The sequence below is a fragment of the Paraburkholderia domus genome (genome assembly GCF_905220705.1).
GTDB lineage: Bacteria > Pseudomonadota > Gammaproteobacteria > Burkholderiales > Burkholderiaceae > Paraburkholderia > Paraburkholderia domus.
Genome location: NZ_CAJNAT010000016.1, coordinates 141,756 through 163,259 on the forward strand (window position 1 = coordinate 141,756; position 21,504 = coordinate 163,259).

Annotated in this window: 21 protein-coding genes; 16 read left to right on the plus strand and 5 right to left on the minus strand. The window is 62.9% G+C overall.

Features of this window, described 5'->3' with window-relative positions; all coding sequences use genetic code 11:
* Positions 1-206 precede the first annotated feature (206 nt).
* The 6 genes from KHO31_RS24625 to KHO31_RS24650 all read left to right on the plus strand — a co-directional run bounded on the left by KHO31_RS24625 (position 207) and on the right by KHO31_RS24650 (position 5,670).
* On the plus strand, positions 207-1,763 hold the full coding sequence (locus tag KHO31_RS24625; RefSeq protein ID WP_201083414.1) for a S53 family peptidase: 1,557 nt from the start codon (positions 207-209) through the stop codon (positions 1,761-1,763).
* Positions 1,764-1,954: 191 nt separating this feature from the next.
* On the plus strand, positions 1,955-3,619 hold the full coding sequence (locus KHO31_RS24630; protein WP_211624323.1) for a S10 family peptidase: 1,665 nt from the start codon (positions 1,955-1,957) through the stop codon (positions 3,617-3,619).
* Positions 3,620-3,863: 244 nt separating this feature from the next.
* A complete protein-coding gene (locus KHO31_RS24635) occupies positions 3,864-4,517 on the plus strand; it encodes a hypothetical protein (protein ID WP_201083410.1) in 654 nt (217 codons plus the stop codon).
* Positions 4,518-4,617: 100 nt separating this feature from the next.
* Positions 4,618-4,968 carry a hypothetical protein gene (locus tag KHO31_RS24640; protein WP_201083408.1) on the plus strand — a complete coding sequence of 117 codons (351 nt, stop codon included), beginning with the start codon at positions 4,618-4,620 and terminating at the stop codon, positions 4,966-4,968.
* Positions 4,969-5,248: 280 nt separating this feature from the next.
* Positions 5,249-5,395: a hypothetical protein gene (locus KHO31_RS24645; protein WP_201083406.1), complete on the plus strand. Its 147-nt coding sequence runs from the start codon at positions 5,249-5,251 to the stop codon at positions 5,393-5,395.
* Between the two features lie 5 nt (positions 5,396-5,400).
* The gene (locus KHO31_RS24650; RefSeq protein ID WP_201083404.1) at positions 5,401-5,670 is read left to right on the plus strand and encodes an RNA-binding protein; all 270 of its coding nucleotides are present in this window, start codon (positions 5,401-5,403) and stop codon (positions 5,668-5,670) included.
* Positions 5,671-5,799: 129 nt separating this feature from the next.
* Here KHO31_RS24650 and nadE read toward each other — a convergent pair whose 3' ends face one another.
* Together nadE and KHO31_RS24660 are read right to left on the minus strand one after the other, a co-directional pair.
* The gene (gene nadE, locus KHO31_RS24655) at positions 5,800-6,660 is read right to left on the minus strand and encodes an ammonia-dependent NAD(+) synthetase (RefSeq protein WP_201083402.1); all 861 of its coding nucleotides are present in this window, start codon (positions 6,658-6,660) and stop codon (positions 5,800-5,802) included.
* Positions 6,657-6,926, minus strand: coding sequence for a hypothetical protein (locus tag KHO31_RS24660; protein ID WP_201083395.1), 270 nt, complete (start codon positions 6,924-6,926; stop codon positions 6,657-6,659). The genes nadE and KHO31_RS24660 overlap by 4 nt, the downstream gene beginning before the upstream one ends.
* 149 nt (positions 6,927-7,075) lie before the next feature.
* On the opposite strand from KHO31_RS24660, the gene KHO31_RS24665 reads away from it, so the two are divergent.
* The gene (locus tag KHO31_RS24665; RefSeq protein ID WP_236071429.1) at positions 7,076-8,086 is read left to right on the plus strand and encodes a L,D-transpeptidase; all 1,011 of its coding nucleotides are present in this window, start codon (positions 7,076-7,078) and stop codon (positions 8,084-8,086) included.
* A gap of 32 nt (positions 8,087-8,118) precedes the next feature.
* Here the strand turns inward: KHO31_RS24665 and KHO31_RS24670 are convergent, their stop codons facing one another.
* Positions 8,119-8,991 carry a DMT family transporter gene (locus KHO31_RS24670; RefSeq protein WP_201083488.1) on the minus strand — a complete coding sequence of 291 codons (873 nt, stop codon included), beginning with the start codon at positions 8,989-8,991 and terminating at the stop codon, positions 8,119-8,121.
* Between the two features lie 73 nt (positions 8,992-9,064).
* Positions 9,065-10,621 (minus strand): ABC1 kinase family protein, encoded by a 1,557-nt coding sequence (locus KHO31_RS24675; protein WP_201083386.1) that lies wholly within the window; start codon positions 10,619-10,621, stop codon positions 9,065-9,067.
* 174 nt (positions 10,622-10,795) lie between these two features.
* Here KHO31_RS24675 and KHO31_RS24680 point away from each other — a divergent pair, with 174 nt between their 5' ends.
* On the plus strand, positions 10,796-11,551 hold the full coding sequence (locus KHO31_RS24680) for a DeoR/GlpR family DNA-binding transcription regulator (protein ID WP_115777751.1): 756 nt from the start codon (positions 10,796-10,798) through the stop codon (positions 11,549-11,551).
* An 80-nt stretch (positions 11,552-11,631) separates the two neighbouring features.
* Here the strand turns inward: KHO31_RS24680 and KHO31_RS24685 are convergent, their stop codons facing one another.
* A complete protein-coding gene (locus KHO31_RS24685; RefSeq protein ID WP_407945962.1) occupies positions 11,632-12,744 on the minus strand; it encodes a 2-aminoethylphosphonate--pyruvate transaminase in 1,113 nt (370 codons plus the stop codon).
* A 362-nt stretch (positions 12,745-13,106) separates the two neighbouring features.
* On the opposite strand from KHO31_RS24685, the gene phnS reads away from it, so the two are divergent.
* From phnS to KHO31_RS24725, 8 genes are all read left to right on the plus strand, one after another.
* Complete coding sequence (gene phnS, locus KHO31_RS24690; protein WP_201086104.1) at positions 13,107-14,198, plus strand: 2-aminoethylphosphonate ABC transporter substrate-binding protein; 1,092 nt, start codon at positions 13,107-13,109, stop codon at positions 14,196-14,198.
* An 87-nt stretch (positions 14,199-14,285) separates the two neighbouring features.
* The gene (gene phnT, locus KHO31_RS24695) at positions 14,286-15,386 is read left to right on the plus strand and encodes a 2-aminoethylphosphonate ABC transport system ATP-binding subunit PhnT (protein WP_201083382.1); all 1,101 of its coding nucleotides are present in this window, start codon (positions 14,286-14,288) and stop codon (positions 15,384-15,386) included.
* Positions 15,364-16,308, plus strand: coding sequence for a 2-aminoethylphosphonate ABC transporter permease subunit (locus KHO31_RS24700; RefSeq protein ID WP_211624326.1), 945 nt, complete (start codon positions 15,364-15,366; stop codon positions 16,306-16,308). Before phnT ends, KHO31_RS24700 begins: the two co-directional genes overlap by 23 nt.
* Positions 16,298-17,161 (plus strand): 2-aminoethylphosphonate ABC transport system, membrane component PhnV, encoded by an 864-nt coding sequence (phnV, locus tag KHO31_RS24705; RefSeq protein ID WP_201083378.1) that lies wholly within the window; start codon positions 16,298-16,300, stop codon positions 17,159-17,161. Before KHO31_RS24700 ends, phnV begins: the two co-directional genes overlap by 11 nt.
* 82 nt (positions 17,162-17,243) lie before the next feature.
* Complete coding sequence (locus KHO31_RS24710; protein ID WP_211624335.1) at positions 17,244-17,978, plus strand: phosphonate utilization associated transcriptional regulator; 735 nt, start codon at positions 17,244-17,246, stop codon at positions 17,976-17,978.
* A gap of 57 nt (positions 17,979-18,035) precedes the next feature.
* Positions 18,036-19,292: a phosphonoacetate hydrolase gene (gene phnA, locus KHO31_RS24715; protein WP_211624327.1), complete on the plus strand. Its 1,257-nt coding sequence runs from the start codon at positions 18,036-18,038 to the stop codon at positions 19,290-19,292.
* Complete coding sequence (phnY, locus tag KHO31_RS24720; RefSeq protein WP_201083375.1) at positions 19,289-20,740, plus strand: phosphonoacetaldehyde dehydrogenase; 1,452 nt, start codon at positions 19,289-19,291, stop codon at positions 20,738-20,740. Before phnA ends, phnY begins: the two co-directional genes overlap by 4 nt.
* A 4-nt stretch (positions 20,741-20,744) precedes the next feature.
* On the plus strand, positions 20,745-21,305 hold the full coding sequence (locus KHO31_RS24725; protein WP_201083368.1) for a phosphonate degradation HD-domain oxygenase: 561 nt from the start codon (positions 20,745-20,747) through the stop codon (positions 21,303-21,305).
* Positions 21,306-21,504: the final 199 nt, after the last annotated feature.

Here is a 21,504-nt window from a genome sequence, read left to right on the forward strand (position 1 = left end):
GCGCATTGATCCAAACCGCGTTAGCCATTCGGACAACTGCCGCGCACTCCGGAACTGTGTTCGAATGCAAAGGTCGGACGGTTTGGCGAAGTCCTTGAAACAGCAACCCGCCGCTGGTCGCGAGGCGGTGAGTTCGTGCAGGCGCGTGCCGTGAGCAGAGTCCGCTTTGCGCCCCGCGCCGTCACGCTAACAGGAGAATCGACACCATGGTCAACAGACAACCGCTGCCGGGAAGCGAGCGAACGGCAGAACAAGGTTCGACAGTCGTTGGGCAATGCGATCCAGCAGAACGGATCGAGGTTTTCGTGATATTGCGCCGTCAGCGGCAGGCGCAGTTCGACGCACTGATGAGCAAGATCGAAGCGGGTGACCCGAGCGTCAAACCGCTGTCGCGTGAGGCGTTTGCAAAAGATTACGGCGCTTCGCCGGACGACATCGCCAAGGTCAAAGCCTTTGCCGTCGCACACGGCTTGACGGTGATGCGGGAAGATCCGGCCGCGCGCCAGGTGTTACTGAGTGGCACGATCGCTCAGTTCCAGACCGCGTTCGGCGTCAAGCTGGAACATTACCAGCATCACACCGCGGGCCAGTTCCGCGGCCGCACCGGCACGATCAGCGTGCCGGACGATCTGCACGGCATCGTGCAAGCCGTACTCGGACTCGATAACCGGCCTCAGGCGCGGCCGCACTTTCGCATCCGGCCGCCGTTCCAACCGGCCAAGGGGCATCCGGTGTCCTTTACGCCGCTGCAGCTCGCGTCGTTATATCAGTTTCCGCAAGGCGACGGCAGCGGCGAATGCGTCGGCATCATCGAACTCGGCGGTGGGTACAACACGTCCGACCTCAAGAGTTACTTCGCGAGCCTTGGCGTGGCTTCACCAAAAGTGACACCGGTCGGCGTCGATCAGGGTAGCAATCAGCCGAGCGGCGACCCGAATGGGCCCGACGGCGAAGTCACGCTCGACATCGAAATCGTCGGTGCCATCGTGCCTGGTGCGGCAATCGCGGTCTATTTCACGCAGAACAGCGACGCCGGATTCATCGACGCGGTGAGCCGCGCAGTGCATGACACGACCAACAATCCCTCGGTCGTCTCGATCAGTTGGGGTGGCCCGGAGTCGAGCTGGACCAGCCAGTCGCTGCAAGCTTTCAACAGCTTGCTGCAAACAGCGGCGGCCCTCGGTGTGACGGTCTGTGCGGCGTCGGGCGATAGCGGTTCGAGCGACGGCTCCGGCAGCGATCAGGTCGACTTTCCTGCGTCGAGTCCTTACGTGCTGGCATGCGGCGGCACGAACCTGAGCGCGTCGGGTACCTCGATCTCGCATGAGGTGGTGTGGAACGACGGTGCGCAAGGCGGCGCGAGCGGTGGTGGCGTGAGCCGGACCTTTCCGGTGCCGGTGTGGCAGCAAGGTCTGTCGGCCACTTCATCGCATGGCGGCAAGACCGCGCTCAGCGGGCGCGGCGTGCCGGATGTGGCGGGCGATGCGTCGCCTGTCACGGGCTACAGCGTGCTAATCGACGGCACGCAGACGGTGGTCGGCGGCACCAGCGCGGTCGCACCGCTGTGGGCGGCGTTGATTGCGCGGATCAATGCGGCGAAGGGCCACCCGGTCGGTTTCATCAACCCGAAGTTGTACAAGGTGCCGGGTGCGTGTAACGACATCACCCAGGGCAACAACGGCAGCTTCGCCGCGTCGCCGGGCTGGGATGCGTGTACGGGACTCGGCAGTCCCGATGGTCAGAAGGTGGCGGCGGCACTATAGTCTGATGAGTCGCGGACCGGTTCGGATGGCGCCTGGCTGACCGGCAACTCAGGCGCTCACCTGCCGCCCGCGCTTAGTCCCGAGGTGCGCTGCTTTCAGGCCGCAGGCGGTATGGTGCATAGCTTCAAGAGACGCAAGCAGCACAGGACACACAAGAGACATCAAGACGTTAACGTACCCATGGAGCGATCATGACGAACACCGAGTCAGCTTCCGTTAGTCCGCAGTCGTCACACAATACGCATGCTGCGGCCGCAACGGCCGCCGCCGGCGCGTCGCACAAAGCAGGGGATCAGCCGTTCTTCGATCCGGTTGCCTATGGCAACGGGCCGGACGATTCCGTCACCGATACCACTGAAACCGCCGCGATTACGCACCATTCGATCGTGATCGGCGGGCAGAAGATCAACTACACGGCGACTGCCGGTCACCTCGTGATTGTCGACCCGAGCAGTTCGCAGCCTGAAGCCAAGATGTTCTACGTCGCGTTCACGCAGGACAATCAGAAGGAGGAAGCCCGTCCGGTGACTTTCTTCTACAACGGCGGCCCGGGTTCGTCTTCGGTGTTCGTGCTGCTGGGCTCGTTCGCGCCGCGCCGCATCAAGACGTCGATGCCGGGCTTTACGCCGCCCGCGCCGTACTCGATGGAAGACAACCCGGACAGTCTGCTCGACAAGAGCGACCTCGTCTTCATCAATCCGGTCGGCACGGGCTACTCGGCTGCCATTGCGCCGAAGACGAACCGCGCCTTCTGGGGTGTCGACCAGGACGCAGACTCGATCAAGCAGTTCATCAAACGCTTTCTCACCAAGAACAATCGCTGGAATTCGCCGAAGTACCTGTTCGGCGAGTCTTACGGCACGGCGCGCAGTTGCGTGCTGGCGTACCGGCTGCACGAAGACGGCGTCGATCTGAACGGCATCACGCTGCAATCGTCCATTCTCGATTACACGCAATCCGGCAACCCGGTCGGCGCGCTGCCCACAGCCGCCTCGGATGCCTGGTACCACAAGAAACTCGGTATCGCGCCGCGGCCGACCGACCTTGGCACGTTTGCCGAAGAAGTGGCGCAATTCGCTCGCACCGACTATCTGGCGGCGCTGCGCAAGTTTCCGACTACGGATTCCGCAACGGTCGAAAAGCTTAGCGAATACACCGGTATCGACAAAACCACCTTGCTCGCCTGGAGCCTGGATATCTCATCATACGACAGCCGAGGTAATTCGCTGTTTTTGACCACGTTGCTGAAATCGCAGGGTCTCGCGCTCGGCGAATACGACGGCCGCGTGACGGCGATCAACACCGGCATCGCCGGTAAGATCGATCCGAATTCCGGCGGCAACGATCCAACCATGACGGCGGTGACCGGCGTCTACACGACGATGTGGAACGTGTATCTCAACGAGCAGTTGAAATACACGTCGAATTCGGCGTTCACCGACCTCAACGATCAGGCGTTCCAGTATTGGGACTTCAGTCACATCGATCCGACCGGCGCGCAAAAGGGGCTCGACGCGAAGGGCAACATCATTCTGTACACCGCCGGTGATCTTGCCGCCGTGATGGCGCTCAATCCTGACCTGAAGGTGCTGTCGGCGAACGGTTTCTTCGATTACGTCACGCCGTTCTATCAGACTGTGCTCGATCTGCAGCAAATGCCGCTTCTCAGCCAGCAGGTCCGGCAGAATCTGTCGGCGCGTTTTTACCCGTCGGGGCACATGGTCTATCTCGACGGTGGCTCGCGTACCGCGCTCAAGGGGGATCTTGCCAAGATGTATGACGCAACGGTGTCCAATACTCAGGCGCTCGGGCGTATTCGCGCCTTGCAGGCTCGGGTGGTGCATCAGGCGAAGTAGTTTGCTGCCGAAGCTTTGCGTGAGCGGCACGCGGGCAGAGGCGTGTGCCTTTATCCAGCGGTTCGGTGCGGGCTTGCAATGTGGCTTCAAGCACGGCAAGACCGCGCCGGCAATCACCTGCGAGCGCATCTGGACGCATCTTCACCAACCTGTGCAAGTGCGCGTTCTTCACGCGAGAATATTGAATGTGTTTTAATTAGTCTGCGAATAGAACTATTGCGTGCCGCAGCCGGCGCGCCGACGAATGAACGCAGGCATTGCAGACAGGCGTCGCATCATCCATTACGGCGACGCAACCAGCAGTACATACCAGGCGATTCCGCCGACGCTCGCGCGCCGGTGCGGCGCCGCGCGTCCTGCCCGCAAGATGCGCGTTGTGCTCCTGCTCGGCTTCGCCGCGGTACTTGCATTGCGCGTCGGTGAAGCCCACGCCCAGGTTTCAGCGATGCTCGACGAGCGCGTCACGCAGGAGTCGGTCGGCGAAACGATTTGCCGGCCCGGCTACGCCGACACGGTCGCACCGCCGTTCGACGAGCTGATGGCGCACAAGGAGCGCATGCTTGCCGCGCGTGGCATCGACGCCGATAACGGTTTCGCTTTCGCGCTGGACAGGCGCGTGCCCATTGTGCTCGGCGGCTCGCCGAATGCCCCCTCCAATCTCGATCTTCTGCCGTGGGCAGGCCAGCAGGGCGAGCGTCGCAAGGCGCGCGCCGCGGTCATGCTCAAGCGCTGCGTTTGCGAAGGGAAGCTGAGCCTCGCGGAGGCGCAAGCCGCGATTGTCGGTAACTGGTCGGTGGTCTATTCGGGCTTCAGCCAGACGTCTTGCGACGTGAGCCGTCTCGATGTCGCGACCGGCGACAGCAACGGGCGAGGTGACGGTGGCGACAACGCACCATGATGCCGCCCGTGTTCGCCTGCGTTGCCTTCGTGGGTCGTTCGCGCGTATTCAGCCGCGCCGCTCGCAGCGCGCTGCCCCAACTTATTCCCGGAGAATCACCATGATCCATTCACGCCTTGCCGCATTGGCGCTCACGGTCGGCTGTTTGTCCGGCAGCGTAGCGGCGCTTGCCGCCGAACCCGTGCGCTGTGGCGGCGCCGACTCGCTACGGATTCGCGGCGACGTGCCCGCGGCAATCAGTTTCGACGTTTACCAGCAATTGCAGCCGGCGAACGCGCAGCGCGTCGCGCTGTTCCAGGCGGCAGGCGAGGTGAAACGTCTGTCGGACGGGTTGGCGGTGTGTGAAATTGCCGACGACGGCGTCGACGATCCTTCCGCGGTGCTGGTTCACGTGCCTCAAGGCAAGAATGCGTGGTGGGTGAGCGCGGCCAACGTGCAAGCGGCGGACTGATCCCGACGATCAGCCCGCCCTTTGCGCACGTCCCCCGCAGGATGCCAGCGGCGATGCGTATCGCGGCCCGGTTTTTTCGCGTCCAGCGTCCGCGTCGGGCGCGTGCGCCGGGTCTGCACCACTGAATGAACATGTGTTTTGCTATTTTTACCGCTGCTTATTCAGGTACAGTGCATAAACGGAAGTTTTAAAGTCCGTTTTTACGACTTTGTGTCGCATCGCTTTTGTTGTCGATTGTGGCTATCCTGAAAACAGGACGAATTTCGAAGGGGAGATTTAAATGGTTGCCTTCTATCTGACATTGGCTGCTTTGGGTGCGGCTGGTGCTGCATTGATCCGCCAGCTCGCGGCTGCTCAGGCAAAACAGCGTGCCGCGCTGCGCCCGGTGCGTGTGCATGCCGCGGATCGCAGTACGCGCCGAGGGTAGGCGGCATGAACCTGATCGTGCGCAATATCGCGGAATCGTGCAGCGAGCAGGAAGTGCGGGAATTCCTCAAGCGTGAGCTTGGGCATTACGCGAAACATGTCGAGGTGGTCGACGCCGGCAAACCCAGCGCCTACGCGACCGTCGAGTTGGACGCGGACGTGCCGTATGTGGGCGAGGTGATCGCGCGGCAGATTCAAGGCAAGCATTTGGGTGGCCTGGCGCTCGAGGCGAGCGCCGATCTGTTTAGCGACGACGCATCGCCGCCTGCTCACTGAGCCGGTCGCCGCTGCGTTCGCCGAACGCGTCGGATGCGTCGAATGCGTCAATTTGGAGAGAAAGCGCGGCGTCTGGCGTATTCATGACGCGCATCCTCTCCGCGCATTCCGGTTGTTACATTCCCTTTCTCATTCCCCATTTGCCTTCAGCGGCCAATCGAACGGCGTGTAGGGCAACGCCCGCTTGTGCCGAGTGACATCGTAGAAGCGCAAAACCGTCTCGCGCGCGGCGTCGCTCACGGGTTTGCCCTCCAGAAAGTCGTCGATATCGTCGTAAGGGATGCCGTACGCGTCTTCGTCCGGCCGTAGTGGACGCAACATTTCCAGGTCGGCGGTCGGCACCTTGTGCGCCAGCGCTTCGGGCGCGCCCAGGGCTTTGGACAGTGCCCGCACACGGCGTTTGTTCAGTCCGGTGAGCGGCAGAACATCGGCGCCGCCGTCGCCGAACTTCGTAAAAAATCCCATGACCGATTCGGCCGCGTGGTCCGTGCCGATCACCACACCGGCCCTGGCGCCGGCTACCGCGTATTGCGCGATCATTCGCTGCCGCGCCTTGATATTGCCGTGGATGAAATCCTGCTGTGAATCGTCGTTAAATCGCACGCCGCTGTTATCCAGCGCGGCGAGCATTGCATCGGCGGCGGGTTTGATATCAATGATGAGATTTTCGTCGGCGCGAATGAAACTCAAGGCCAGCAGCGCGTCGGCTTCATCTTTTTGCACGCCGTAGGGTAAACGGATCGCGACGAAACGCGCGTCGTAATGTTCGGCGCGCAGCCGTTCGACCGCGAGTTGTGCAAGCCGCCCGGAGGTAGTCGAATCGACGCCGCCGCTGATGCCGAGCACGTAGGTTTTCAGGCCGTTGCTGCGCAGATAGTTCGCCAGAAAAGCGACCCGGCGCTCGATTTCCCGTGCGGGGTCGAATTCCGCGGCAACGTGCATTTCCGCTGCGATGCTTGCCTGGCGTGCGGCTGGGTCTTGTTGCGTCATATTCCTCTTTCCTCCGTGTGCGATGTCGCGGGTGTCGACCACGAACGCTCGCGCGGATTGCACGAGCGGCCGACCGACGAACGGGCCTGTTCTGCGGGCGTGATAAAGCGAATCAGTTTCACGGTTTTATCGCGGCTATTGGCTTTACGTTCACGTTGCGCTGCTTTTAAACCGCTGCGCAGCGAGTTAAATATTGCCGGCCTTTGCAGTGATACTGGTGAATTAGCCGATTCTTCATCGACAGATGCCAATGTGCTTAGTAACATCCTCGTTCCGAGCGCCGCATGAGCCGGCGAGCAGTCAATAATAATCAGGTTTGCTCAAATACGCGATGAACTACCCCAATCGGCCTGGCCCGCCTGCACCGGACCGCAGTACTTCTGCGTCCGTAGATCGTCGAAGCGAAGTAGTGTCTATGTCGGATTTACTCTCTGCGCCGTGTTCCGCGCGCGCAGTTCGTTCAGTACGCTATCTGACGCGCGCGTTGGGGGCCGTCTTTTGTGCGGTGTCGTGTGGCGTCGCTATTGCGGCATCGGGCGCGGCTTCGGCTTCAGGCACCGCGTCCACCCGGGCATCGGCATCCGCAGCGGCGAACCACCCGGCGCGCGCCATCGACGCGTCGGCCGTTGCCGCGGCCGACGCGGTCGGCGTGGTCGACCCGCGTCGCGCGTTCCTGTTGCGGGACATGTTCGCGCAAGACGTGACGCGTCGGCTGAAAGTGCCGGCTGCGGAGCAGCGCGCCTATGCCAACCGCCTGCAAACGGCGCTGGGCGAGCATATGCTCGGCAATCTGTCGGGCGAGTATGTCGTGATGGTGGATCGCAACGCCAACGTTCAGGCGCTGTTCATCTATTTCCGGGCAACCCCGGCCGATAGCTGGCAGATGATCGGTGCGTCGCCGGTTTCAACGGGCCGGCCCGGTGAGTACGATCACTTCATCACACCGCTCGGCGTGTTCGAACATACGCCGTCCAACATGGATTTCCGCTCCGAAGGCACGCTGAACGAGAATCACATCCGCGGCTACGGCAAGCGCGACATGCGGATCTTCGACCTTGGCTGGGCCGAGGGCGAAAGGGGTTGGGGCAAGGGCGGCATGTCACAGATGCGTTTCCAGATGCACGCCACCGATCCGGACCGGCTCGAGCCGCTGCTCGGTATTCGCCATTCGAAGGGCTGCGTGCGGATTCCCGCGTCGCTCAATGCATTTATCGACCATTACGGCATTCTCGACGCCGAATATGCAGCGCTCGTCGAGTCAGGCAAATCGCTGTGGGTGTTGAAAAGCGATCGTCAGGTGACGCCATGGGCGGGGCGCTACATCGTCGTGGTGGATTCGGAACGCAAGAGCCGCCCAGCCTGGGCACCGGCCCCGGGCAGCAAAGTGCGCGCAAAAGTGCCGGCCGGCGCCGATACGGCGGATTGATCCGCGAGTTGACGGACGGGCCCAACAACCCCTCACGACCGCGCCAGCAGCACACCCACCAGCGCCACGGCAAATCCGGCGATCTGCACCGGCAGTAGCGTTTCGCCGAAGCCGACATACCCTTCGAGCGCGGCGAGCGGCGGCGCGAGAAACATTAGCGCGGTTGCGCGCGCAGCGTCGCCGCGCCTGACCATCCACACCAGCAAGGTGACGCTGACCCCGGACAGCATCACGATGCCCCACGCAAGCGACCCCCATAAAGTGACCGATGCAATCCAGCGATGCTCGCCGAGTGCCATCGCAAGAGTCGCCGCAACGACCGCAGCGCCGAAATTCTGCACCGCACTTGCGCTACGGATATCGGCCCTTGCCAGCGACGTCTTCTGAAACAGCGTGCCGGCGGTGATCGCGCCGATCGCGACGATCGAGATGAAGACGACCAGCCAGGGCGGCGCGTTGCCATGTTGGGTGGACGGTGCAGCCGCGGCGAGTTTCGGTTCGAGAACCAGCACGACGCCGGCAAGGCCGAGTGCCATCCCGGTCCAGCCGCGCCGCGACAGGCGCTCGCCAAACAGAGGCGCCGCGACGGCAGCCGTTGCGAGCGGCTGCAGCGCGCCGAGCAAGGCCATCACACCGGCGCTCAAGCCCTGTGCGACGGCCCAGTAGCCCGCGCCGAGATAGACACCTTGCAGCAGCGCGCCCGCAAGCAGATGCTTGCCGAGATCGCGCCCGGTTGGCCACGCGGCACGTGCGGCGAGCGCGGCAAGCGCGAATATCAGCGCGGTGCCGCCAAAGCGCGCGAGCAGGAACAGATTGGGATCGGCATAGGGTGTGATCGCCCGGGCGACCACGAAACCGGTCGACCACAACACGACAAATACGGCGGCGATTGAAAAAGCGAGCATCTGGAACGGGTAGCGTCGAAAGCGGCCATGTTGCCGGGACACGCGCGGCGCGTCTTGTTCGAAGCTGCAATCATCACCACATCAACAACACCGTCCCCGCGCCGAGCACCCCGCCGCACACCGCGCATGCCCACAGCAGGATACGAGTACGCCGATACTCGCGGCCGATATCCAGCATCAGCTGTGCATTCTGTTGCGGCGTGCGGGCGCGATCGTGCTCATGCTGCAGGTAGCGCACGGCCAGTTGCGGCACGCGCGGCAGCATATGCGCCAGGTGCGGTAATTCGCGCGCGATGTGTTTGATCCAGCCGCGGTGATCCATGTCGCGCCGCGCAATTCCCGCCAGCACGCCCCGTGCGACATTCCACGTATCGACGCCCGGATGCAGCGCGCGCGCCAGCATTTCCGCCTGCTGGAACGAGCGCTGCGCGGTGGCGAGCCGGCCGGGCACGGCGCCGTCGAACGGATGGACCGCGTGCAGCAGATGATGAAACAGCGAACCCGCCGACCGGTCTTCCGGCTCGGCCGCGAAGTGCGCTTCGGCGCGTATGCGCAACTCGGCTTCGAGCATCTCCGGGCGCGTGTCGTGCGGCACATGCCCAGCGTCGCGATGGAGTTCAGCGAGCCGGCCGTAGTCCTGGTTGAAGAGTGCGGTTGCGCCGTGCACGAAGAATTCACGCTCGCCGGTGGACAGGCTCGACATGATCGAAAACTCCGCCAGCACGAGGCGTCCCAGCGTGTCCGGTTCGATGCTCACGCGCACCCGGCGCGCATCGAGCGTCGCGTGAAAGAAGCCGTGCTCGAACGCCTGCTCAGTCACCACCTCGACGATATGCGCGGCCAGCGGCGCGAGCTTGATGTGATGCGCGTGCAGGCCGGGCGGGTCGCTTGCCGGCAGGGTGCTGACGCGTTGCATCGTCAGCGTGTGGTCGGTGCAGAGGTCCCAGATCACATCCGGCACGACGATGCGCGCATCGCCGTCGAAATGATGGCCGGTCTGGCTCAGATTGGCGGCTTCGGCGCGCAGATCGAAGCGGCGCAGGATATCGTCGGTGAAGGTCTGCGCCAGCGTACGCACTTGCAGGCGGCGGGCAGAGCCGGAAAGCTTCTCCAGCCAGCGCGCGACCCAGCGTAGAAGCGCGAGTTCGTCGCCGATCTGTTGCAGTTGATCGGCGCGCACCAGCTTGATGGCCACTTCGCTATGGCCGTTGACCGGTACGAGGAGCCGCGCGAAGTGCGTCTGTTCGGCAAAGCCGCCGCGTACCGGCACCAGATCGACCGCGCTGAAAATCGTGGCGAGCGGCCGGCCGAACGCGCGTGCCAAGGCCTGTTCGGATTCCTGCGGTGGCAGCGGGGCTTCGAGATGATCGATCGCGTCGATGGCATCGTGCAGGGTGCCGGTCGCAAGTTCGGGCCGTTCAGCCAGTGTCTGCGCGAAGCGGCTCGCGAGCGGCCCGAGCGCGGGCAGCACGCCGTGCAGGCTCTCGCTGCGCCCGGACGCATGCACGCGGCTGACCAGGTCGATCATCCAATGCAGTTTGTGGTCGGGCGGGGCGGCCCGCCAGAGCAAGCGCGCGCCATAACGCAATGCGTGGGACAGCAGCAGTAAACGGCGAAACAGTGGCGGCATCGGCAGTTCGGTTGATGGACTACGCGGCATCGACAGGTGCCGGGCGCGCAGCCAGGGCGTTCAGGTTAGCAGGTAAGGGCGGCAAGAGGAGCATCCCCGCGCCGCGCGTAATACAATACGCCGGCCTTTCAACCGTGGCGAAACCTAGGCGCGCCGGCTTCCGGCCCTCAACAGATGCTCGCAGAACAACGTCACCAATACATCCTGGCGCAAGTCGCCAAAACCGGCGCGCTCTCGGTCGCTGAACTGGTGCGCGAATTGAATGTGTCGCGCGAGACGATCCGCCGTGATCTGAATGCGCTGGCCGGGCGCGGCCTGCTGGTCACCACCCACGGCGGCGCGCTCTCCAGCGACCGGCGCGAGCCGGACCTCGATACACGCGAAGCCGCCAACGCCGGCGCCAAGCGGGCGATCGGCGAACGCGCGGCCGAGTTCGTACCGGACGGCGCCTCGCTGATCATCGACTCGGGCAGCACCACGCAAGCGGTGGCCCGGGCGCTGCTCGACCGGCATCGTCTGTCGGTCTATACGAACGATTGGCGTATCGCGCTGCTGCTCGGCCGCCGCAACGATAACCGCGTGACGCTGCTTGGCGGCGAACTGTCGGATATTGAAGACGCCACCTTTGGCCTCGACACGGTCCATCAGTTGACGCAGTACCACGCGGACTTCGCCTTCATCGGCGCGGGCGGCATCTCGCCGGATGGCTATCTGACCGACTACAGCCGCATGGCGGCCGAAGTGCGCAGCCGGATGATCGCCGCCGCCGACATGGTGGTGATCGTCGCCGATCACTCGAAGTTCGGCCGCGTGACGCCGGTGCGCATCAACGGCATCGAATCGGCGCGTTATCTGGTCACTGAACTGGCGCCGGAGAAGGCGCTCGGCAAGGCGATCACGGCGCATGGGCCGGAAATCCTGATCGCCTGAGCATCGAGGGGTGACGGGCTGAGTGCATAAGCGAATGCCTTGTGCGCCTCATGCATCACGGGTTCTCCGCGGCGTCCGCGTCACTTCACGCGAATCCCAAGCCGTTTCAGCGTACGGTCGATCGCCGCTACCGCGTTGTGCAGTTCGTTCGCGTCGATCGCGCCGATGCAACCCACACGGAATGTTTCCACCTGCGTGAGCTTGCCCGGATACAGCACGTAGCCGGCCTCGCGCACGGCAGCATAAAAGTCCGCAAAACGCCACGCGGGGTCACGCGGCGCGTGGAACGTGACGATCACCGGCGCCTGCACTTCAGGCTTAAGAAACGGCTCGAAACCGAGTGCTGTCATGCCGCTTACCAACGCCGCACAGTTCTGCGTGTAGCGCGCGCCGCGCGCCGCTTGTCCCCCTTCCGCGATGAACTGATCGAGCGCTTGACGCAAAGCCGCGACCACATGAGTCGGCGGCGTGAAGCGCCATTGCGTCGTCTTCTCCATATAGACGTATTGATCGTGCAGATCCAGCGCAAGCGACGGTGAGCGTCCTTCGCACTGCTCCAGCACGCTGCGCCGCACAATCACGAATCCCATCCCTGGCACGCCTTCCAGGCATTTGCCGCTTGCCGAGATCAGCGCGTCGATGCCGCCGCGCCGTAAGTCGATCGGCAACGCGCCGAACGAACTCATCGCGTCGACGATCAGGCTCTTGCCGTGGCGCTGACATACCGCGGCGATATCGTCGAGTGGATTGAGCAGGCCGGCGCTCGTTTCCAGATGGACTTGCGCGACGTGGCTGATGCGCGAGTTGCGGTTGAAGGCGTCTTCAATGGCGGCGGCGCTGACCGGTTCGTCCTCGCGCAGCGGCAGTTCGACATACGCGATCCCCATCCGCTGCAATATTCGGATCAGACGGGCACAATACGCGCCGTTGTTCGGAACCAGCACACAGCCTTGACGCGGCACCAGTGTGCCGAGCGCCGCTTCGACGGCAAAGGTGCCGCTGCCTTGAAGCGGCACGCATACATAGTCACTTTCGCCATGTACGATCTTCACGAGTTCGGCGCACACGCTATGGGTCATGCGGTTGAACGCGGCGTCCCACGAACCCCAGTCGCGCAGCATCGCCTCGCGGGTTTGCGGCGAGGTGGTGAGCGGCCCTGGGGTCAACAGGATTGGGTCGTTTCCAAGAATCACACAGCCTCCGTCATCAGATGAATGTTCGTCGCCCGGGCGGGGTGACGAAAAGATGGGTTTGGATATTATTGGCGAATTGTGTCAATTTTTGGAATTCGACAGAATAGTCATGGCGTTGTCATGGAAACCTGTAATCCTTGCTGTGCCCGATCAGGCATGGCAGGCAGCGCGAGTGTCGTAGGTGAGCTGTAAGTCAGGCTGGAGAAGAAGCAGCAAAGTTGTCGGCAATCTGCAATCCGCACGAATCTGCACGGCAACTGGCTGCGGGCAACACGCAAGCGGCACGGCGCTACCGCCGTTCAATCACAACAGGTATCGGGTTATCCCGACCGTCTGGTTTTTTGCCTTTCGGAGAGAGCGACATGACAAAGACGAATTCCCTTCACGCCACGGCTGGCCTCGCACGCAAACTGTTGCCGGCGCTGATCGCCGCTGCAGCGTTCGGCGGCACGGCAATGCAGGCCCATGCGGCTGACGCAGTGGTGCTGTACACCGCCGACGGCCTCGAAAACCTCTATAAGGATGTGCTGCCGGCCTTCGAAAAGAAGGAAGGCGTGAAGGTCAACATCGTCACGGCAGGTAGCGGCGAAGTGGTGAACCGTGCCACGATCGAGAAGGATCAGCCGAAGGCCGACGTGATCGTCACGTTGCCGCCGTTCATCCAGCAAGCCGATCAGGCCGGCCTGCTGCAGGCTTACCAGAGCGCCAACTACAAGAACGTGCCGGCGATCGCCAAGGCGCCGAACGGTTCGTGGGCGACTTTCGTGAACAACTACTTCTCGTTCGCGATCAACCCGGACGTCACCAAGAACCAGCCGAAGACGTTCGCTGACCTGCTGCACCCGGACTACGCCGGCAAGGTCGCCTATTCGAACCCGGCCACGGCTGGCGACGGCATGGCTGTGATCATCCTGACCACGTCGCTGATGGGTGAAGACAAGGCGTTCGACTATCTGAAGAAGCTCGAAGAGAGCGCCAAGTTCCACACCAAGGGCACGGGCTACCTCGACGTGCTGCTCTCGCGTAACGAAATCGCCTTCGCCAACGGCGACCTGCAAATGGATCTGGACGATGCAGCGAACGGCGGACTGTCGCTCAAGCCGATCTTCCTCGCAGCCAAGGCGGGCGACAAGCCGACCACCTTCCAGTTGCCGTACGCGATTGGCCTGATCAAGAACGGTCCGAACCAGGCAGAAGGCAAGAAGCTGATCGACTACCTGATGTCGACCGACGTGCAAGCCAAGGTACCGGACATCTTCGGTATCCCGGGTCGCACCGACGTGCCGCTCGCAGGCAAGAACGGCGAAGCGGTCAAGCAGGCGATCGCCGGTGTGAAGCTGATTCCGGTGGACTGGAACCATGTGATGGCGAAGAAGGCTGACTGGACGGCGCGTTGGAAGAGCGACGTGATCGGTTCGTCGGGCAAGCAAATCGAAGTGGTCAAGCCGAAGTAAGCCGCAGTTCGCAATTGAGTCAGGCGGCGTCCCTTGCATTCGCATGAGGCGCCGTATCAGCATTAATCTAGTTGGAGGATGAACCCGGTGAATACGGCCAGTCTTGCTCACCCAGGCGCGCTCGGCGCCTCACCGGACGCGCTCGACGCCGCGCGTTCGAACACGCCGGGCGGCGTGCAGATCGACCATCTGACCGTGCGCTTCGGTTCGCGCACCGTGCTCGACGATCTGTCGCTGACCATTCAGCGCGGCGAATTGCTCACCGTGCTCGGCCGCAGCGGTTGCGGCAAGACCACGCTGTTGCGCTTCATCGCCGGGTTCATTGAAGCGGACGGGCTGTCCGGCACGCTGACCGTTGCCGGTCACGACCTGACGCACGTGCCGCCGCATAAGCGCAATCTCGGCTTGCTGTTTCAGAGTTACGCGCTGTTCCCGCATCTGTCGGTGTTCGAAAACGTGGCTTTCGGGTTGCGCGCGCGCCGCACGCCGGCGAAGGATGTCGCGCGACGTGTCGCCGATGCTTTGAAACTCGTGCAACTGGGCGACGCCGGGCATGTGATGCCCGCGCAATTATCGGGCGGCATGCAGCAGCGCGTAGCCTTGGCGCGCGCGCTCGTGATCGAGCCCGATGTGCTGTTGCTCGACGAACCGCTTTCCGCACTCGACGCCAATCTGCGTGCTTCGGTGCGTTCCGAACTGAAGACACTGCATGAGCGCCTGCCGAATCTGACGATCGTCTGCGTGACGCACGATCAGGACGACGCGTTAGTGCTTTCCGACCGCACGCTGCTGATGCGTGAAGGCCGCATCGCGCAACTCGGCACGCCGCAACAGTTGTACGACACGCCGAACGATGGTTTTGTCGCGCGTTATCTGGGTGCGGCCAATCTGTTGCCGCCGCAGGTTGCATTCAGCATGGGCGATGTGCGCTACAACGAGCGTGAGCGGGTCGCGTGCCTGCGTCCGGAAGCGCTGCGTATCGTGCCGCTCGGCGAAGGGCAGTTGCATGGCGCGATTACGTCAGTCGAATGGTACGGCGCGGTGCTGTCGGTGTCGGTCGTTCTCGACGCGATGCCCAACGAGCCGGTGCTCGTCACCATGCAGCGCGGCAACGGCATGATGCCGGAGAAGGGCGCGCGTGTTTCCCTGCGTTATGAGGCTGACGATGTCGTCCTTATCAACCCCTGATACCCCCAATCCGCTCAGCGCCGCTGCCGCCGAGGCTCGCCGTGCCGCCAGCGCGGCCTCGCATACGGCCTCGGTGAAGCGCCGGGAACGCGCCGCGCAATGGCATCTGCTGTTCATCGCGGTAGTCGTGCTCGGTCCGCTGGTCATTTATCCGCTGGTGCGGCTGGTGCTATTGAGTTTGACCAGCCAGCACGGTTTGAGCCTGCAAGCGTACTCGGCGTTCTTCGGCAACCCGGAAACGCGCGGCGTAGTAGGCACGACGCTGTGGATCCTGTTTGTCAGTGCCGGCCTCGCCTCCTTGCTCGGCGTCGCGTTGGCGTCGCTATTGTTCTTCAAGCCGTTTCCCGGCGCGCGGATGATCACGCGTTTCCTCGAACTGTTCGTCGCGTTCCCGTCGTTCCTGGTCGCGTTCACGCTGATCTTTCTGTACGGCTCGCAGGGCTCGGTCAGCATCGCCTTGCAGCAGCTGTTTCATCTCGAAGCGCCGCCGCTCAATTTCCTGTTCGGCGTGGGCGGCGTGATTCTCGCGGAAGTGGTCTTCTACGCGCCGTTTGTCGTGCGTCCCACGCTTGCTTCGTTCGCCACACTCGATATGCGTTTGATCGAGGCCGCCCGCAGTCTCGGCGCAAGCGGCTGGATGGTCGCGTACAAGGTGATTTTGCCGCTCGCGTGGCCGGGCATCGCCGCCGGCACGATCCTGTGTTTTCTGCTGACGTTGAACGAGTTCGGCATTCTGCTCGTGCTCGGCAGCGCGCATCTGATCACACTGCCGGTCGCGATCTACAGTTCCGCGACCGTCGACCTCGATCTGCCGACCGCCGCCGCCGGCGCGGTCGTGATGCTGATCATGTCTTTGTCGCTGTACGCGTTGTACCGCCAGGTCAACCGTCGCAAGGTGAAAGGAGCGGGCCATGGCCGTTGAACTCGACCCGACCGTTTTGCCGGTCATGCACAAGAAGGCGCGGCCGGTCCGGCACAACCTGCTGGTGCGGATGTTGGGCGGCCTGTTTCTCGGCTTTGCCGCGTTACTGTGCTTCTGGTTGTTCGTCTTGCCGGTGCTGGTGGTCGCGCTATCGAGCGTGGCCGGGCACTGGTCGGGCACGATCCTGCCGGACAGCCTCAGCATGCGCTGGTTCGAACGGCTGGGTTCCAGCGACTTCGACGCGCTGACTACGAGCCTCGAAATCGGCATGGGCGTCGCCGTGCTCGGCACGATTCTCGGGTTGTGGCTGGCGTTGGCGCTCGAAGGGCGCGACCGGCGTGGTCTCGGCGCGTTCGTCGACACCATCGCGATGATGCCCAACGGCGTGCCGAGCGTGGTGCTCGGGCTGGCCGTGCTGATTGCGTACCACAAGCGTCCGTTCGATCTGTCGAGTTCGGCCGCGATCGTCGTGTTCGTGCAGCTCGCACTCGTGCTGCCGTTTTGCTACCGCTGTGCGGCCGCCGCGTTGCGTCCGGAGCTGACCATTTTGCGCGAAGCGGCAGCCAGTCTGGGTGCGCCGCCGTCGATGGTGCTACGCCGCGTCGTGCTGCCGCAACTGGTGCCGGCGATCCGTGCGAGTCTCGCGCTGGGCTTCGCGCTCTCGCTCGGCGAACTCGGCGCCACACTGACTGTGTACCCGCCGGGCTTTGCGACGGTGCCTATCGTTGTGGTTGGGCAGGTGGAGCGTGGTTACTACCTGCCAGCCTCCGCGTTGTCGCTGATTCTGCTGATGGTCTCGCTTGCCGCGCTGTTGCTGATCGCGGCGCGTGTCCCGCGTCGCCGGGCGGACTGACGAGTATCTTCTGATGGTGGTGTTTGCGTGCCTTGAAGGCGCGCAAGCGCATACCCATATCGATGTGGCGAAATTTGTCAAAATGACCGAATATATGCAAACTGCTTCTGTCGATCCGATTGAGGTTGTGCGCAGGCATTCGCTGACGACGCTGGTCCGCGACGAAATCGAACGACACATCATCGATGGGGCGCTCACGCCCGGCGACAAACTCAACGAAGCCGACTGGGCCGCGCGTCTGCAGGTATCGCGCGGACCGGTGCGCGAGGCGTTTCGCGCGCTGGAACAAGCGGGCCTTGTGCGCACCGAGAAAAACCGCGGTGTGTTCGTGCGAACGGTATCGCTGGCGGAAGCCGACGAGATTTACGCCGTGCGCGCGGTGCTTGAAGAAGCGGCGTGCCGGATGCTGGCTTCGAGTATTGATGCGAAGAAGCTTGCCGTGTTGCGCGAGTGGCTCGACGCGATGCGCGGCGCGCTCGACGCGCAGGATCACGATGCTTATGCACGCGCTAATGTGGCGTTTCACGACGCGATAGTGGCGGCGTCGGGCAACGTCAAACTGTACGAGACCTATCGGCGGCTGGTGAGCGAGTTGAGCCTGTTTCGCCGTGCCGCGCTGGTGGTGCATGCCGGCGCGATGGAGCGCTCGCTCGCCGAGCATCGCGCGATTCTGACGGCGCTGGCCTCGCGCGACGCCGAACATGCCGCCGCGTTGATGCACGCGCATGTGAACGGCGGCCTGAAGCGCGCCCGTGAGGCGTGCGAACCGGCGGGGACGTTGGGCGCGGTGCAGATGTCGGCGGCATCGAACGATTGAAACTGGTTGCAACAGATTGACTAGAGCACACGTGCTCTTAACGCATGGAAGGTAATGATGGCAAACGCAAGCGAACGTACAATCGAAGTCAATGGCCGCAGCTACCGGCTGCCCGCGCAACCGACTGTCGTGGTGTGCGTCGACGGGTGTGAATACGATTACCTGGAAGCCGCGGTTGCGGCGGGCGTCGCGCCTTTCATCGGCAAGATGCTCAAAAGCGGCGCGGCTTTCAAGGGCGACTGCGTGATTCCGTCGTTCACTAACCCGAATAATCTCTCGATCGTGTGTGGTGTACCGCCCTCGGTGCACGGCATTTGCGGCAACTACTTCTGGGACCCGGACGCGAACGGCGGCGAAGGCGCGGAAGTGATGATGAACGATCCCGCCTATCTGCGCGCCGGCACTTTGCTGGCCGCCGCAGCGGAGGCAGGTGCCGCGGTCGCTGTGGTCACCGCGAAAGACAAGCTGCGCCGGCTGCTCGGCTGGCAATTGAAGGGCATCTGCTTCTCGGCGGAAAAAGCCGACAAGGTGACGCGCGAAGAAAACGGCATCGACGAAGTGCTCGATCTGGTCGGCTTGCCGGTGCCCGACGTGTATAGCGCCGGTTTGTCCGAGTTCGTGTTTGCCGCCGGCGTACGGCTTGCGGAAACCCGCAAACTCGATCTGATGTACCTGTCGACCACCGATTACATCCAGCACAAATGGGCCCCGGGTACTGAAGGCGCAAACGCGTTCTACGCGATGATGGACGGCTATCTCGCGAAGCTCGACGCGTTGGGCTGGGTGATCGGCCTGACCGCTGACCACGGCATGAACGCCAAGCACGATCCGCAGACCGGCGAGCCGAACGTGATCTATCTGCAGGACGTGCTGGACGATTGGCTTGGGCACGGAAAAGCGCGCGTGATTCTGCCGATTACCGATCCGTATGTCGTGCATCACGGCGCGCTCGGTTCGTTCGCGACGATTTACCTGCCGCACGATGTGAGCGTCGCGCAGGTGATCGAACGGATCAGTGGTTTGCAGGGCATGGAAGCCGTGCTCGACAATCGCGCCGCATGTGAGCGCTTCGAGCTGCCGAACGACCGTGTCGGCGATATCGTCGTGGTCAGTACCCGGCATGTGGTGCTCGGCACGCGTCGCGATGAGCACGATCTGTCCGGACTGACCGTGCCGTTGCGCTCGCACGGCGGCATCTCTGAACAGGAAGTGCCGCTGCTGTTCAATCGTCGCGTCGAAGGATTGCCCACCGACAAACGGTTGCGCAACTTCGATATCTTCGACGTCGCGTTGAATCACGTGTCTGCATTATGAACGCCGTGTTGCTGGATCATCCGGCATTTCGCGCAGAAGCGCTGCGGCTCAAAGGCGAGCGAGCGACGCGCTCGCGCACGCTCGACGTGTCCGATCCCTTTACGGGGATGCGTGTGGGCACGGTCCCGCTGGCGAGCATCGACGACGTGCGCGCCGCGTTCGACTATGCCGCCGCGTATGAGGCGAAGCTCACGCGCTACGAGCGCTCGCAGATTCTCGAACGCGCCGCGGCATTGCTGCGGGAGCGGACCGAAGAGGCCTCGGACCTGATTTCGCTCGAGTCGGGTTTGTCGAAACAGGATTCGCGCTATGAGATCGGGCGCGTCGCCGATGTATTCAAGTTCGCCTCGATCGAAGCCTTGCGCGACGACGGCCAGAGCTTCTCCTGCGATTTGACGCCGCATGGCAAGAAGCGGCGGGTGTTTTCGCAGCGCGAGCCGCTGGCGGGTGTGATTGTCGCGATTACGCCGTTCAACCATCCGATGAACCAGGTCGCGCACAAAATCGCGCCGGCTATTGCGACCAATAATCGTGTCTTGCTGAAGCCGTCGGAGAAAGTGCCGCTGTCGGCACTCTATCTGGCCGACGTGCTCTACGAAGCGGGCCTGCCGGCGCCGATGTTGCAGGTGCTGACCGGCGATCCACGCGAAATCGCCGACGAACTGATTACGCATCCATTGGCGGAGCTCGTCACCTTCACGGGCGGCGTGGCGATCGGCAAATACATTGCGGCGAAGGCGGCTTACCGGCGTGTCGTGCTGGAACTGGGCGGCAACGATCCGCTGATCGTGCTCGAAGATGCCGATCTCGAACGCGCGGCGACGCTGGCCGTGCAGGGCTCGTATAAGAACTCCGGGCAGCGGTGTACTGCAGTCAAGCGGATGCTGGTGCAGAAGAGCATTGCAGCGGACTTCACCGATCTGGTCGTGGAAAAGACGCGCGCATGGACCTACGGCGATCCGTTCGACGCGTCGAATCAGATGGGCACCGTGATCGACGTCGCCGCGGCCCAACTATTCGAGGCGCGCGTCAACGAGGCGGTCGCGAGTGGCGCGCGCTTGCGCATCGGCAACCAGTGCAACGGCGCGCTGTACTCGCCGACGGTGCTGGATGGCGTTGACCCGTCGATGGCACTGGTGCGCGAGGAAACGTTCGGCCCGGTGTCGCCGATCATCACCTTCGACACGCTCGACGACGCGATTCGTATTAGTAACGGGACGCCGTTCGGATTGTCGTCCGGTGTGTGCACGAACCGGCAGGACGCGATCACGCGCTTCATCAACGAATTGCGCGTGGGGACGGTCAACGTGTGGGAAGTGCCAGGATACCGGATCGAGTTGACGCCGTTCGGCGGCATCAAGGATTCCGGGCTTGGCTATAAGGAAGGCGTTCAGGAAGCAATGAAGAGCTTCACCAACCTGAAGACGTTTTCATTACCGTGGGAGTAAGAGCGTGGCACTGAGTCTGAACGACATCCGTTCGTTATTTGAGCAATACGGCAATCTTGCCTATAGCGGCGAGCCGGTGACCCAGCTTGAACATGCGTTGCAAAGCGGCGCGTTGGCGGAGGAGGCGGGCGCTCACGATGAGCTTGTTGCCGCTGCGTTTCTGCACGACCTCGGCCATCTGTTGAATCTGCAAGGCGAAACGCCGACGGAGCGGGGTATCGACGATCTGCATCAGTATTTCGCTCTGCCGTTCTTGCGGCCGGTGTTGTCGGACGCGGTGCTGGAGCCGATCCGGCTGCACGTCGACGCCAAGCGCTGCCTATGCGCCATCGACGATGCGTATTTTGGCCAGCTTTCCGCCGACTCGGTGCGGAGCCTGGAATTGCAAGGCGGCATCTTCAGTAAGGAAGAAGCGGAGGCGTTCCTGCAGAAGCCCTACGCGGAAGACGCATTGCGCCTGCGCAAATGGGACGATTGCGCAAAAGAAGAGAACCGCGCGACGCCGGACCTCGATCACTATTTGAGCGTAGTCGAGCGCGTGATGCAGAGGCGCGCGACCGCCTGAACGAGGTGGCTTTCGGTTGATCTTTGGGTGAGCTTGTTGCGCCATCTTCGCACCATTTCTGGCGCAAATCATGCGTATCAAAATAACACTTGCAAGGCACGGTCCGGCTCGCTAGAATCTCGCTCTTTCGTGCTTCGGACACCGGGGCACGGGAGGCGGGAGAGCCAGCAGTGGCAAGGCTTTCAGCGAAGTGGGCGGG